The organism is Amphritea japonica ATCC BAA-1530, from assembly GCF_016592435.1.
Taxonomy (GTDB): Bacteria; Pseudomonadota; Gammaproteobacteria; order Pseudomonadales; family Balneatricaceae; genus Amphritea; species Amphritea japonica.
In genome coordinates this window covers 2,412,762-2,427,824 of sequence record NZ_AP014545.1, presented here as the reverse complement: position 1 = coordinate 2,427,824, position 15,063 = coordinate 2,412,762, and the positions used below count along the sequence as shown (strand labels likewise).

14 protein-coding genes are annotated in these 15,063 nt (G+C 45.4%); all 14 read right to left on the bottom strand.

Annotated features, from left to right (window positions below):
• Positions 1-117 precede the first annotated feature (117 nt).
• The gene (locus tag AMJAP_RS11340; RefSeq protein ID WP_083935231.1) at positions 118-861 is read right to left on the bottom strand and encodes an SCO family protein; all 744 of its coding nucleotides are present in this window, start codon (positions 859-861) and stop codon (positions 118-120) included.
• Positions 862-872: 11 nt separating this feature from the next.
• Entirely contained in the window at positions 873-1,313 is a 441-nt protein-coding gene (locus tag AMJAP_RS11335) for a response regulator (protein ID WP_169336934.1), read from the bottom strand.
• Between the two features lie 287 nt (positions 1,314-1,600).
• Positions 1,601-3,433: an ATP-binding protein gene (locus AMJAP_RS11330; RefSeq protein ID WP_019620450.1), complete on the bottom strand. Its 1,833-nt coding sequence runs from the start codon at positions 3,431-3,433 to the stop codon at positions 1,601-1,603.
• Positions 3,433-4,842 (bottom strand): sigma-54-dependent transcriptional regulator, encoded by a 1,410-nt coding sequence (locus AMJAP_RS11325; RefSeq protein ID WP_019620451.1) that lies wholly within the window; start codon positions 4,840-4,842, stop codon positions 3,433-3,435. Before AMJAP_RS11325 ends, AMJAP_RS11330 begins: the two co-directional genes overlap by 1 nt.
• 27 nt (positions 4,843-4,869) lie before the next feature.
• The gene (locus AMJAP_RS11320; RefSeq protein WP_019620452.1) at positions 4,870-5,928 is read right to left on the bottom strand and encodes a sensor histidine kinase; all 1,059 of its coding nucleotides are present in this window, start codon (positions 5,926-5,928) and stop codon (positions 4,870-4,872) included.
• On the bottom strand, positions 5,912-6,787 hold the full coding sequence (locus AMJAP_RS11315) for a type II secretion system minor pseudopilin (RefSeq protein WP_019620453.1): 876 nt from the start codon (positions 6,785-6,787) through the stop codon (positions 5,912-5,914). The genes AMJAP_RS11320 and AMJAP_RS11315 overlap by 17 nt, the downstream gene beginning before the upstream one ends.
• A complete protein-coding gene (locus AMJAP_RS11310) occupies positions 6,777-7,376 on the bottom strand; it encodes a prepilin-type N-terminal cleavage/methylation domain-containing protein (protein WP_019620454.1) in 600 nt (199 codons plus the stop codon). Before AMJAP_RS11310 ends, AMJAP_RS11315 begins: the two co-directional genes overlap by 11 nt.
• A complete protein-coding gene (locus AMJAP_RS11305; RefSeq protein ID WP_019620455.1) occupies positions 7,373-7,759 on the bottom strand; it encodes a type IV pilus modification PilV family protein in 387 nt (128 codons plus the stop codon). The genes AMJAP_RS11310 and AMJAP_RS11305 overlap by 4 nt, the downstream gene beginning before the upstream one ends.
• Positions 7,746-8,213 carry a type II secretion system protein gene (locus AMJAP_RS11300; RefSeq protein ID WP_019620456.1) on the bottom strand — a complete coding sequence of 156 codons (468 nt, stop codon included), beginning with the start codon at positions 8,211-8,213 and terminating at the stop codon, positions 7,746-7,748. Before AMJAP_RS11300 ends, AMJAP_RS11305 begins: the two co-directional genes overlap by 14 nt.
• A 19-nt stretch (positions 8,214-8,232) precedes the next feature.
• Complete coding sequence (gene gspG, locus AMJAP_RS11295; RefSeq protein WP_019620457.1) at positions 8,233-8,661, bottom strand: type II secretion system major pseudopilin GspG; 429 nt, start codon at positions 8,659-8,661, stop codon at positions 8,233-8,235.
• Positions 8,662-8,675: 14 nt separating this feature from the next.
• Positions 8,676-9,893 carry a type II secretion system F family protein gene (locus AMJAP_RS11290; RefSeq protein WP_019620458.1) on the bottom strand — a complete coding sequence of 406 codons (1,218 nt, stop codon included), beginning with the start codon at positions 9,891-9,893 and terminating at the stop codon, positions 8,676-8,678.
• The gene (gene gspE / locus AMJAP_RS11285) at positions 9,893-11,629 is read right to left on the bottom strand and encodes a type II secretion system ATPase GspE (RefSeq protein ID WP_019620459.1); all 1,737 of its coding nucleotides are present in this window, start codon (positions 11,627-11,629) and stop codon (positions 9,893-9,895) included. Before gspE ends, AMJAP_RS11290 begins: the two co-directional genes overlap by 1 nt.
• Positions 11,630-12,348: 719 nt before the next feature.
• Positions 12,349-14,577: an SPOR domain-containing protein gene (locus AMJAP_RS11280; protein WP_019620460.1), complete on the bottom strand. Its 2,229-nt coding sequence runs from the start codon at positions 14,575-14,577 to the stop codon at positions 12,349-12,351.
• Positions 14,578-14,604: 27 nt separating this feature from the next.
• Positions 14,605-15,063: a hypothetical protein gene (locus AMJAP_RS11275; protein ID WP_019620461.1), complete on the bottom strand. Its 459-nt coding sequence runs from the start codon at positions 15,061-15,063 to the stop codon at positions 14,605-14,607.

Below are 15,063 nucleotides of genomic sequence, written 5' to 3'. Positions count from 1 at the left end.
GCTGGGTTGGATTCTGCTGAGAAGTGCCTTGCTCTGCCCACACCAAATTGGGTAGGCATAGGACTATAGGTATAAATGAAATCCCCAGCAGTGACCTGATCGTATACATAGGTTTTATTAATGCCCCATCTGCATGTGATGATACTCACCTATCAGCTGTTCACTGCTGGGAAAGCCTTCGAGTCTGGTCCAGGGTTTACTCGCATTGGCTCGGAGATAAGTGACTGGCTCATGGTTCATTTTACTGCCGCGATAAATGTTAAATGCTTTCTGTAAGGTAATACTGTCTTCTATAGCCCCCGTGATAAACGTCCAGTTATCACGGGCTTCAAATTTAGCAGCATAGCGTTGCAGTGCTTCAGGTGTGTCTTCTTCCGGGTCTATAGAGATTGATATCATAGTGAGGTCTTTCTCTTCAGCGAGCTTTCGGTTGACGACGGAAAAAGTAGAACTGAGAACAGGGCAGATTGTGGGACATGTTGTAAAAATAAAATTAACCATCATAGGCTTATCGCTGTTCAGAAGTTGCTGAACCTCAATGCTTTCACCTTTTTGATTTAACATTGTTAGCGAGGGCGCTTTATAGTCATGGCTGCTGCGGAGAATTTTGTCTTTACTTGAATTGGACATCATCGCTTTATGATGTGCATGTGGGTCGTTAGATTCTGCCGCCATAGAATGTTTCTGATGAGCGCTATGATCCATTGTATTATTGGCAGACGTCTCAGAATCAGCATTTGTGCCATGACTTGCGTGGTTGCTGTGATCCATTTCTGCAGCCTGAGAAGACAGGGTAAGTAGTAATACTGTTGCTGATATAACTGCTTTGTACAGCGTTGTTCTTATGTACATCCTGTTCATGGCGAACCCCCCTATGAGTGCCAGTGTGTTGCCAGCGTTGAAAACGCCAGTTCCTCTCTCAGGTAGTAGTTCTCCATGCTCAGACGCTGTAGCCTGAGTAGTTGCGAAACATTAATCAGTACTTCTTCCTGAGACAGTGGTTCAATCAGAAAGTCGCTGATATGTTGTGCAAATTCGGGGTTGGGCCTAACCGGCCCTCCGGTTGCTGATAAAATAGCTATCAGCTTGGCCAGAGGTGCTCTGGATTGTAATTTGTTGATCAGCTTTTGCGTAGATACACCGGGTAGCTCAGCAGAGAATATAACTAGTTGAGGTTGCTCCCGACGAAGTATCTTCATTGCAGAGTGATGGTCTTTTGCAAAAGATAAACGATTTCCGGTAGGCCTGAGCCAGTTAAACATTTTTTGCTGGTTCGATGGTGAGTCATCAATAATTAAAATTGTTGATGCCATGTCACGGTCCGCCACTTTTTCTACGCTGCTGATCATCCCCCCGAATGATTTACAGTCGTATTGGAACTCCGTTCCAATACACCTGAGAATGTTTTCGTTATGTTGCCAGGCATTTCATAAATGTTGCTTATTAGCTGCATAATGAATAAAGCCTCTAACATCAAATGTATAAAGCAATTGCTATTCCTAAAAAATTAACGTCATGTTTTATATCGTTTTTATTCTATAAATATGCTCTATTCTCTGTGTTGATTCGCACCTTTGAATCTTGAGTTAAACTCTCTTTATCAGGTTTGCGAATTTGAGTAACTATTTGATTTTACTTGTTCCAGAATAACCCGGATCTCTGCGAGCGGTATGGGTTTTGTCATTATTTGACTAACTCCCACCTGTTGTAGTCGACTGAGGATATCTCGTTTTTTATCCCGACTATCGTTGGACTGCCCTGTTAATGCGATAATAGTCGCTCGTGAGTAGCTTTTCAGGATTTCCTGACACAGTGTTATACCATCCATATCACTGAGTTTTATCTCAGTAAGTACTATATTCGGTTGCCAGTTACGGACATGAGACAGACCGTCTTTAGCATTGTCTGAAAGTTTTACTTCAAACTCGTATTGCTCGAGATAAGCTTTAAGGTTTTCAGCAAAGGTGTGTTCATCATCTATAACCAGTACCTTAGAGCTTATGTTGGTCACGATAGGAAGAATCACGGAAACAATTGTGCCTTCACCTTCATGGCTCGTGAGCTCAATTTGTCCGCTGTGATGTGTAGCGATTCGTTGTGCCATCATCAGCCCCAGTCCCAGTGCATGTTTCTTATTACTGGTAAAAGGCCTAAACACATTTTTCAGTTGGTCTTGTGGAATACCTACACCGTTATCACTAATCTCCAGACGCAGATGGTGCTTATCATGATTCTGTTGTCGAACAGTCAATATGCCCCCGTCAGGCATAGCTTCAAGGCAATTATCCAGAATAATTCCCAGTAATTGGCGTAACAATGCAGGATCTCCATTGACCGGGGCATAGGTTTCAAAAGGGAGTAGTTCGATCACAATATTTTGATGGTTAGCTTGTTCACTGATTAACTGCAGGCTCTCTTCGACTAATACGTCAAATACCACAACTTGGTTATCAAAGCGTGATTCTGTTTCAGTAAACTGAATAAATTCGCTAATCCATTCCTGAAGCTTATCAACAGAAGAGATTATGTTTTCAGACATGCGCGAGGCGTTGTCAGGGGTGAGTAGCGCCAGTTCAGCGCTTGAACGAATTGAAGCAAGCGGGTTACGAATACCATGAGCCATAGCCGAGGTCATTTCACCGACAGTGTCTAATGCTTCTGATTCCACGATTGCCTGCCGTTGTCGGCGGAGGGTTGTGCTGGCTTTTCTGACAAGGGAGAACAATACAATAAACAGGATACTGCCGCCTAAGGCTGCTCCTGACCAGATGTAGATCTTAATTTCATAGATACTCTGGAACAGAAAGTCAGGTGTTTTATATAGCTCAACTACGGCAACGACCTTGCTTTGATCAGAGTTCCACAAAGGAATGTATATTTCGATTACCTGATCCAGATCTTTTGAAAAGTAGGTTAGATCTGTTTTATCTGTACTTTCGTCGAGTGCTGAAATATCTTCCTGCTTGAATACTAAGGCCCCTTTGAGAGCTTGGGCTAACTCAATATTATCGGTAAAGCGTTGTCCTATCAGATGGTGATCAGATGCCCAGACTATGGTTTGGTCGGGTGCATAGATCTTAACCAGGGGAGTATCGGGGAAACGACCAATCCGCTGAAGGTATCCAGCTAGCCAGCGCTTACTATTGAAAAAATCTTCCTGATAAGGGGTGTCTGGTAAACGCTCGGTACCGGCTGCGGTCTGGATAAATTGTTGCGTGATCCGAGCATCTTGCTGCAGCATCTTCATTGTTACTATATTAGTCAGTACCAGTGCGCCCACAGTACTGATAAGCATAATGGTAATCAGGCTAACGACAGTAAACGTACGTTGCAGGTTGGTTGTTTTGTGTGAAAACAGCGCGTCATGCCCCGAATGACTGGAGACCTGTCTGTTAGCGGAGTCTGTTTCTGTTTGTTTATGAGGTGTTGTCATCACTCATCACCAGAAGGTAGCGGGCCGCTTTTAGATGAACGAGCAACATAGCCCTTAAGTCCTAATTTATCCAATTGTCGGTATAGCGTTGCGGTGGAAAGACCAAGTAACCGGGCAGCGGACTCCCGGCATCCTTCAGTGTTTTCAAGAGCGGCTACTATGTGTTGTTGCTTAAACTTTTCTACCGCCGAATTTAGATCAGAAAGAGTACCGTTTTCATCTAGCTGTAAATTGATCAGATCACTGGAGGGTAGCGCAAGATCTTTGACCCGAATAGTGTTGTCATCACATAAAACCGCAGCGCGCTCAAGAATATTTTTAAGTTCTCTCACGTTTCCCTTTAGAGGCTGATTCATAAGGTGGTGGATAACATCATTATCGACCTCCAGGATAGGGCGTTTTAGCTCTGTTTGAAGTAGTTGTAAAATCAGAGAGACAAGCGCAGGCATATCCTCCATGCGTTCCCGTAGAGGGGGGGTTGCAAGGTCAACAACGTTGAGACGGTACCAGAGGTCTTCACGGAACTCCCCATCGGCGACCATCTGTTCCAGGTCTCTGTGAGTTGCACAGATAATTCGGGTATCAACGGGTACTGATGAATCGCTACCTACCGGATAGACCTGACTATCTTCCAGTACCCGTAGAAGTTTACTTTGTATTTGAAGAGGCATCTCGCCTATTTCATCAAGAAACAGCGTGCCTCCTGAGGCCATTCTGAATGCCCCTTCGCGGGTTTGATTAGCGCCGGTGAAAGAGCCTTTAATATGACCAAACAGGTAACTTTCTACCAGCCCGTCGGGTATTGCTGCCACATTTACAGGTACAAAAAGACCTTCGTTATTAAGTGATCTTGCATGTATAGACTGAGCAACCAGCTCTTTACCAGTGCCACTTTCACCCTGAATCAAGACGTTGGTGTTAGTCACGGCAACTTTACTAATCAGGCGCCGCAATTCACACATCTGAGGACTACTACCTGCCAGTAGTTCTATATTATCTTCCCCTTGCTGGAGCCGGTTACGAAGGTTAGCATTTTCATTGAGCAGTTGTTTGTATTGCAGGGCGTTTTCAACTTTATGTTCTATTTCCTGCAGGGGAAAAGGTTTGATGATGTAATCATGGGCGCCGCAGTGGAATACGTCTAAAGCTGTTTCTAATGAGCTGTATGCGGTCATTACTAAAACAATACTGGCCGGCGCGACCTCTTTGATATATTCGATTAACTCAGTGCCATTGGTATCAGGCAGGCGCAAATCACTGAGAATGACATCAAACAGGTGGTCTGAAAGCTGAATTTTTGCCGTAGCTTTGGAGTCCGCCGAGTATACTTGATAACCTTTACTACTAAGGAATTGGTTCAGGTTATCATTAAGAACCGGTTCGTCTTCAATTATCAGTATGTTGCTCATTAAAAGTCCCCTGCCTTAGATTCTGGGTTATTCGCTATCAAGTCGTTCCTGACAGCATTGGGCCGGAAAGCTTAGCTGTACTTCGGTACCGCCATCAGCGGCTCTGGATATGTTTATAGAGCCTTGATAGCTTTCAATAATCTGTCGAGTGATCATCAGGCCTACGCCCATTCCCTGATGATAAATATCTTTTTGAATCTGCGCTTCCTGGCTGATATTCCGACCGCTATTTGAACACCTCAACTCGATCCCTCCGTCATCAGTGGAACTCGCATCAATATCGATACGCCCCCCTTTTTCGACAGCCTTGAGCGCATTGTCGCAAATATTATCGAGCAACAGCATCAGATGCTTTTCTCTTATGTTGAGAAGAGGAATGTCTTCACTGATGGTATGAAACATATTAACTTCCCGTCCGGTTGGGCAGAATTTAAGCAGATTAATTGTGTGCGGTAAGAACTCATAAAGGTCTATGCTCCGTGGTTCAAGTGCTGATGTATGCTCCATGATCCCGGAGAGTTCTCTAAGAATCATCCGGATTCTACTGACAAGATCCAGGCAGGTTTGCAGTTGAGTATCGGGCTGCGTTAACTGGCTTTGCATCAGCTCAAGTTGGCTATAGAGCGCGCTTACAGGATTGCTTAGTTCGTGGGTAATGCCAGCGGCGGTCATCCCCAGACGATAAAGTTTTTCGGGTTCGCCCTTTAGTTCTCTATGGTTCAGTGATTCTGTGGGTTCTTTAATAATCACCACAGCGCCCTGATCAGGGTGGCTAACAGGATAAATATCTACTTCAACATCGGCATTGTTCTGCTTCAGGAAAATAACTCTGCCTTCAGAATTTGTCCTCTGGTCAAGCGACCAGCGGACGCTGCTGGTTATCGTACGTCGTTCATCCTGCTTACTACTTATACTATCGATATCGCTAAGATTTCGGCCAATATTACAGAGTTTTAACCCGGTTTCATTTGCATCAATAATATTGAGATCGGCATCGACCATTAACATGGCGTCATTGCTACGTTGAAATAACAGATCCCAGCCGAGAAGGCTGCTATCGTGTGATGTACTATCTTTCGGTAGCATTTCTACCTCCTTGTTCTGGCAGAAGGTTTACTGCCATGTCGGTCAATCCGGGGATAGAGTAATCCCATGCGAGTATATGAAAAGGATCTCTGATGTTACCTGGCTGTAAGGCGATCGTAGAAGTGAGTTGGGTCGTGCTGAATCCAGGTTTCTCAACGCTGGCAGATATTTCTAAAAGACGGCTACTGGCAGCATTAAAAAAGCGACGGGACTGGTTTGTGGTTATTCCCAGGGCTTCAATAAGTTCAGGCCTGGCAGCAGCCATATCAATATTGCTTTGTCCGGAATATACCGTTACCAGTGGCTGTAATTGTAAATAAAGAGGGGTTGTCATACCTAAAATTCGCTGAAGCTCAGCGATGTTTTTGAACGGTTGATTGGAGGGGGTAAATGGGTGATCAGCCAGTCGGTAATCGCGCTTTTCTGCGCCATTCAGTCGCACCAGCTCATCACCATCACGCCAGTCAAGAATTTGATCTGCAATAGCATCCGCTTGCTGTGGGTCATCTAACAGGCCCTGTATTATCTTGTGTAGGAGAGGGCCGGAAATATGGTTGATATCTGCTTTACCTCCCTCACTAAAGATATTGCTGCTTACAATGAAGTCAGCATATTGGAGAGGCTCTTCTTCTGAATCTTCTGAGCCGGGTTGTAGTTGATGATTTAATAGCTGGTAAAGCGTTAGGTGAACGGCTGCTTCTGCCGCATAACGTGCCTGTGCCTGATGTAGCCACTGCCGAGTGGTGTCAGTGCTCTGTCGTTGGCTGGCAACGAGACTTCCTGCCAGTAGCGTGAGTATGGTTACCACCCAGAGTACGCTTAACAAGGCCATACCATTCTGTTTGCACTTAGGATGCATGCCGGTGTCTCCTAAGCTGTATAGTCAAAGGGGGCCAGTCAGAGAGGGAGGTGTCGGATTGGTAAATTTTAATAAGGTGAGGTAAGCGATTGTTGTAGGGCCATCGGTCTGTCCAGTTAGCTGAACTACCTACTGAATCACTGTACTCGATACGAAGAGCGCTGCTGGATTCAAGCGTAAGGTTTTGCCAGCTTTCTTCGTGGATACTTTCGTAAGGGGTTATCTGGATGTTGATTCCGGCAGGTTCCTTTTGAAGTGTCACCTGGTAACTATATAAACCGGCATTACCTTGTAATGGAGATAGCGCGGCGATGAATTGAATATGGTCCTCTTTTCCGGTGAATTCAATGGGACGATTAGGCCTCTGCTCGGCGCTAACAGGTAAAGCGTTTTGTAGCTGTTGTCGCAGGTGTTGCCGTATCAGGTATTGCTGTTCTTCTGCTTCGTTGTGAGAAGAGATACCGTGCCAGCTGCGGATGCCTTGATAAAAACTACCATAAACGACGGTTAGCAGAATGGTAGTGATAGCCATGGCTACCAGCATTTCCAACAGCGTAAAACCGGATGATTTATTGAGCTGTCTTGTCATGAAGGGCCTCCCAGACGAAGGGTCTTCAATACAACCGGATAATCCTGACGATTCCCCCAACTAACCTGTACTTCGATTTGATATAGCACGAAAGGGGAACGTACAGACTCTGTGCTCGCGGTCTCCCATGGAGTGATACTGGCTTGCCAGCGATACTCTGACTCATTACCTTCTACCTGAGATGTCAGTAGAGGGTGACTGGCGAGTTGTTCCATAGTGCTTTCGGCAACTTGCACAGCGTTCCTATAGTGGGTGTTAAGGGAGGCGCTCTTTGATGTTGTTGAGAATAAGTTAAGGATCACGCCGAGGGTAAGGGCGGCAACAATCATGGCTACCAGAACTTCCAGTAGAGAGAAGCCTTGCTGACAACTAGAGTGTCTCATAGCTCACTCCTCCCGTTAGCCAGTTTATACTGAACCTGGCCAGGCGTTGCTGATTGTCTTTATTCTGGGAGAATAGCAACGTTGCGCCGTTACTTCCTGCTCCCGGTATAAATATGATGTAGCCGTTATTAATGGGCTCTTCCTGCGGACCTAAAAAAACTAATTGAGAATCCTCAGGCCAGCTATATAGTACTTCCCCCTCAGCGTTTAGTAAGTTGTTTTCTATTTCTGATAACTCCAGTCGCGTTATTTTACCTGTTCTTGCTGCTTTATTTCGGGCTTGTTTAAGAGAGGTGTTTAATGCCTGAGTTTGTTGTTGAAATCGAGCCCCGGCGAACGCCGAACCGAAGCGGGGAACAACCAACGCAAGCAACATCCCTGCGATGGCCATTACGACCAGCAGCTCCAGCAGTGTAAAACCGGTTTGTTGTACTTGAGATGATTGTTGTTGCATTTATCCTTGCCTGTTTTATCTATTTCCAGCTGACAATATCGGCCTTTTCACCTTCACCGCCTTCATGGTTATCGGCACCTAGAGAGAATAGGTCGTATTCACCAAATTCACCCGGAAATTTATAGTGATAGTGCTGACCCCAGGGGTCCATCCGGATCACTTTCTTTTTTAAATAGGGGCCGTTCCAGCTGTTTGCAGCTTCAGGCCGGTTAATAAGAGCGTCCAGGCCTTGTTCTGTATTGGGATAGCTACCAACTTCAAGACGATAAAGATCTAATGCTGCACCGAGTTCCTGGATTTGTAGCATCGCTGTTTTGGTTTTGGAACTGTCCAGATGCTTCAATACCCTCGGTCCCACTAGTCCTGCCAGCAGCCCGAGAATGACTAGAACAACGAGAATTTCTAATAGGGTAAAACCCCGCTGCCTGGACTTGTTATGGTTAATCACGCATCTCTCCTTAGCTAAAGTGCGATATCGTTAATACCGATGATCGCGGATAAAAGTGACAGAATCAGTACAGCAATGATCAGGCCCAACGATAAGATTAATACGGGTTCCAGAATATGTAGTAACTTTTGAGTTTGTGTCTCAATCTGACGATCGTAGATGTCAGCAATTTTCAGCAACATACTGGGTAGTTCCCCCGTTTCCTCGCCAACCTGAGTTAGTTGTACAACTAACGACGGAACTTGGTTACTGTTTCTTAGTTGGTCAGACAGACGCCCGCCTTCACGCAGATGAATAGCGGCCTGAGTCACCTCACTATTAAGGGTGCCATTACTGAAAGCTGCACTGGCCATGTCGATACTGGTGAGCATCGGTACGCCGCTGTTAATCAGGTTACCTAAACTACGGCAAAAGCGAGTGTACTCGAGTTTTATATGTAGGGGACCTATCATTGGCAGAGCTAGCCTCAATGTGTCCCACCAGGTTGCCGTAGCTCCGCTGGCTAAAGTGCGATAGAGAAGAGCGATCAAGGCTAAAAGCCCGCCCAGAAAGTAGACTCCGTAATCTATGGTTATCTGACTTAACCACAGGACGAAGCGGGTTTCGGGTGGAAGCTCCTGGCTGAACCCTGCAATGATGTCAGCAAACTGAGGCACGACATAAAGTAGGATCATTAGAATTGAAAGCAATGAAACGCCTAGTAAAATGGCTGGGTAGAGAAGGGCTGCAGACACCTTCTCTTTTAGTTGCTGGTTACGTTCAAGGTGCTGGCAGAGGGTTTCAAGCCCTCGTGCTATTTCTCCTCCGGCCTCAGAAGCGCGGATCAGGCTGATGTAGAGAGGATTGAAATATCGTGGGAATTTTTCCAGAGCCTGGCTGAAGGTTTGCCCCCCCCGCAGTTGCTGACGTAGTTCACTAATGAGTTCTTGTAAGGCAGTGGAAGGGTTATCCTGACCCAGAATCTCCAGACTCCGATCAAGAGGAATACCCGCTTCTACCAAATACATAAGTTCCTGAGTGAACTCAAGAATTAATTCGGTGTTAGCTGATCCTATACCAGATGCTTTGCTGCGCTTTTTGAGACTTTTGGGCTGTTGGCTATCGGCGTAGATAGGTACCTTGCCGCTGCTCTGTAACTGACTGATGACATCTTCACGGCTTTCCGCGGTGATACTACCCTCTGTGAGTTCACCGTTGTTACTTATCGCCTTATAGAAGAATGTCGTCATCATCAGCTTTCCTGTGTGACCCGAAGAACTTCTTTGAGAGTTGTAAGTCCAGCGAGTGCTTTGCTGCAGCCATCGCTGTACATCGTGTGCATCCCTTGTTGCATTGCTAGTTTTTGCAGCGCGCGTGCATCACAGTTTTGCATAATCTGACGCCGGATATGATCATCGACTGGAAGTACTTCGCAGATAGCGATACGTCCGTTATAGCCAGTATTTCGACAATGCTCGCAACCAACCGGTTCACAAAGTGTACTATCAGGGCCTATATTCAGGCCACTATGCTTACTTAATCGCTCTAAAAGTTCAGGCATTGGCTGATACGGTTTGGCGCAATGCTGGCAAAGCTTGCGTACCAATCGCTGACTGACGACGCAGAGTAGCGTTGATGTTAATAAATAGTCTTCGACGCCCATATCTAACAGACGGGTAATACTGCCAGCTGCTTCGTTCGTATGCAAAGTAGAGAGAACCAAGTGACCGGTTAAAGCTGACTGTACACAGATCCTGGCAGTTTCCAGATCGCGCATTTCCCCTACCATAATAATATCGGGATCTTGCCTGACAATAGATCGAAGTGTGGTTGCGAAATCCAGACCTATAGATGAACGGACCTGAATCTGATTAACACCTTCTAACTGATATTCTACAGGGTCTTCTACGGTAATTATTTTGCGCTGCTCAGTATTAAGTCCCTGAAGTGCCGTATAGAGTGTTGTTGATTTGCCGCTGCCGGTGGGTCCTGTTACCAGAATCATCCCATTTGGTTTATTAAGCGCTGCTTTGAGACGTGATAATGGCTCTCCAGTAAGGCCCAAACTGTCAAAATCCTGAACCTGGCTATCTCGTTGAAGTAAACGCATGACGACGCTTTCGCCATGTACTGTAGGGATACTGGATACCCTGATATCAATGGTCTGGCCTTGTACTCGCAGATCAATGCGGCCATCTTGAGGTAGCCGTCGCTCTGCAATATTCATATGCGCCATGATTTTGATACGAGAGATGATAGCTGCACTGAGATGAGCAGGGGGGGCCTCTACATCTTGTAGCAGGCCGTCGCACCTGAACCGTACTTTTAACTTGTCGTGGAAGGGTTCAACATGGATATCTGAAGCGTTATTTTTACATGCCCGCTGGATTAACAGATTGACCATGCGAATAACAGGCGCTTCGCTGGCCATATCTCGGAGCTGATCCACATCGGTATCGTTGTCATCAGCAGATGTTTCTACCTGATCAGCTATTTTTCCTAATTGGGACTGACCATCACTATAAAATTGCTCGTACAAACTTTCGAGATCGGTTTTGCTGATGACAACCGGTTCAACCTTGTTAGCGCCGCTGGCGAGTTTGGTGCTTTTAATAATGAATTCGTCGCTAGGATCAAGCATTGCCAGCACGAGCGTATGGTCGGTGAACTCTAGAGGAAGAACTGAGTGCTGTTTGAGAAAATTCTCTGCGATCAGATCAGAACAGGCTGGAGTGGCTGGGAAGTCTTCGAATGATACTTTTTTCAGGTTTAGAATGTCAGCTAAACACAAAGCCAGGTCCTCAGCGCTCACCTGGCCGAGTTTTAATAGCATTTGAGGCAAACGGGTAGTTTCGCCTTGCTCGTTTACTAGAGATAAAGATCGATCAAATAGTTCAGCTGTAAGCTTATTTCGGGCGCTAAACCATTCTTTAATCTGTTGCTGTATTAAATCTCTATGCTCATTGTCCGATAGTACGGCATTTTCCATCGCCACATCCTTTCGTTTTCCGCTTCTGGAATCCAAATCAAATATAAATAGGTTTCCAGCCTGTTTTAAGATTAAGCGTTTGTTTAGTTTAGTTGAGAAAAGAGAACAAAAACAATTATCTAATAGGTGCTTTTGAGGGATATAACATGAATTTATTTGTGGTTATCTGATTTTTTTATAAAAAAACTAATATGAGAGTTTTTTATCACTTATGCGAGACTGTAGGAGGCTGAAAGTATCTTGTTGAAAACAATATGTTTATTGTCTTACCGGAGCAATCTTGTAACTTTTCAAAGTTGTTGTTCTCAAGTTTGAGAACAATTCGATATATTTAGCGCTATTGCGTGCAGAGATAGAGAAAAATGTAGGGAAAATGGTAATTATTTTAATTGCTAATGGCTTATTGTTTGAAATTTCTATTAGAAAATGTTGCGTAATTTGCGTCCTTCTTGGCTTTGAAAGAGTTTCAATTTATGTTGCTTTGCCGGTGTATAAGGGCGCTTTGGTGTACAGAAGGTAATGGATAACAGGATGTCTGTTGGAAGGTTGCATGAAAGATCAAAATGTTCACTGTAACTTTTTCTCGTAAAAGGGTTCTCTATGGCTCACTGAGAACATATTGATGTTTTATTAGAGACAGATATCTAAAGCCGGGTGATACGCTGTCACCACCCGGTTTTTGGTGGGTTTTACTTAACGCCTGTTGTGTTTAGTCGAGACTAAAAATCGTGACGATAACCCAAGTTAATGTAATAACTGTTTGTTTCACTTGTATCGTCTGTTAGCTCACGGTTAGAGACCTCTCCGCCAATTTCGAACTCAAAGCGGGTTTTACGATGCCAGCGGTATTCAAAACGAACAGAAGGACGGACATACCATTGTGACGTATTGTCATCGGTGTTCTCACGCAACTCTGTTTGAAAGCGAGGATTAATACGCAGTTTGTCTGTGACAGGGTAGCGGCTGTTAAACGTCAGGCCAAGCCTTTGGCTGGTTGTTGCATCCGTCAGACGTAAACCAACAATGCCCAGATCTCCCTGTTTAATCAGGTTGTTTCCGATTGCCTGTATGAACAAAGAGTATTCATAATCGGTGCCTTCAAATCCTTCAACGCCGCCAGAGGTTTCGCTGTCGCCTTGCTTTGTAACAGTGAGGTCACCACTTATCTGGAAATCATCAGTAATTGGTTGCACCATGCCGAGAGTAGTCGTAAAACTACGGGTAGTACGGTCAAGTGCGTATTGTCGAGCTTCATCTTCGGTAATCCCTTTTGCCAGCAATTCACTTAATGTGCTTACTGACTGGCTCTGAATAGCTGTGGTAGTCATCAGAACTGGGCTGTAACGATAATCAACTGACAGGTTAAATGTCTGGTCACTTTCGTTTGTCCAGCTACCCAGAGCAAACAGAGTGTTTAATTTGTTATAGGAAATATCATAATCCAGCAGAGTAAACAGCGTTCTGCCTGGTTGAAAATAGCGAACTTCACCACCAATCGCTCGCCGGTCGAGAATGTCCTCATTTCGTTGCTCGATAATAAACAGGTTGTAGTCCCAGGCATCGTTAAAGGTGCCTAAATCAACATTTACGCCGTAGAACCAGCGATCAGTATTAATCTCATTATAGGTAGAAGACTCGACAGGAAAGCCCGTTACCAGATTGAGCTTAATCATTTCATTCAGAGAGCGTCCGACGACAAATCCATCAAAACGGCCCAAAACACCGCCAGAGCTATTAGATTGTCTTCCTAAGCGTAATGTATTTGTTGCCTGTTTATCTTGTAGGTCAATATACATCGTACTGATCCGTGTCTCACTTTCGTTGCTATCGAGGAAGTCTTCCTCGTAGCCACCCGAAAACCGGGTACGTATATCGTATTCATCACCCCGGTAGCGGCCTGTGAGATAGAGGTCGTTAGATAGCGCATCACGGTTGACCGAGGTGGTTTTAAAGTCTTCGGTTTCAGTTGAGAATTCGTCACGACGATAGAATTGAGAGATACCACCATAAACATCCCAGCGAGATGGCTCTTTACGGGCTGCCCGGGTGGTCCGTGTAGCAGGGGTTTCTGAGGCGGTGATCATTGCCGTGATGCGCTGGCGAACACGCAACGCATCGGCGCCCTCAGGGTACTTCTCTAAATATGTATCCCAGGCCACTTTTGCCTGAGCTTGTTGACCTTTTCGTTCACGCGCGACACCGGTAAATTCCAGCGCCTGACGGCTGTGTAGGTTTTCTGGTTCGCGCAGTATTTTAGTATACAGCTGGATCGCACGATCATATTCCTGAGCAATCATCGATTGTTCAGCCTGCATCATGATTTTATCAAGTGGATCGTTGCTTTCAGAATTGGTCTGAGGTGAATTGGAAGATGCTATAACGGTAATTCGTTTGCTGGGAATTGGCGGTGTCGAGCTTGTCGTTCGTTCTGTATTGTTAGTTTGAGCCAGCGGCTTGGTAGTTGAAGGATCAGTCGCCGTGAGTGGGTTCTCTACAGATTCCTGCTCTATCAGGCGCTCTCCAGCCTTAATGGGTAAAGGGGTGCTCAATCTTTTTACTTCAGTCAGCGCCGCGAGCTTTTCGCTGTTAGCAACTTTCGTAATCCAAAGTTCAGGGTGACTGCTGCGAATTGAATTTGCCACTGTTTGGGCATCATTGGCGGTCGGGAAAAAGCCAACTCTGACTCGGTACCAGGTAGTGCCTTTGACTAAGGTTTTGGTGATATAGGCTTCGTGATTTTTGAACGGTAATTCAGTTATCACCTTCTCCGCGTCTGATTGTTTAAGCAGGGATGCTACGTGAATCGCATATCGGCCACTCATCTGTATCGTTGAGCTTTCAGCGCCCAGGACCTGATCTGCAGCATAGCCAGGTAGGATGGAGAGTGATCCGCCAGCTATAACTGCAGTTATAAGTGTGGATAACAGCGTTTTGGTCGGGTTATGCATTATGTTACTCTCAGTTTCAAAGTCGGTTTACTGGCATTTAGCTTGCTTAATGCGACTGGAGGGATAGATCAATACTTTTATTGTACGGTAATCACTGCCCTGAATAACTTTAGAAAGCACTGCTTCACGGTATTCCAGCGTTAGATAGGGGCCACCGGAGAAGTCGCCTTCATAGACAACTTCATCCAGCAGGTCATGATCTTCCGGGGAGGTCGATTCACGCTGATCTTGTGAATCTTCATCGATTTGAGCTACTTGTATATGCTTAATGCGAATCCGTAGTTCGTCACTGGCTTCTTGAGGATAATGTGAAATATAGCGGACCGGATAGTGCATGCGGATGATTGCAAGGTCAGGGTCGCAGGGAGAACTACTTCGTACCAGTTCTACCTCTTCCATGATCCGCTCACCTATCGGCTGTGCCTGAACCAGACCCGTAGTAAGAATAGATGCAACTAACGCTATTGATTGAATTGTTTTCTTCAT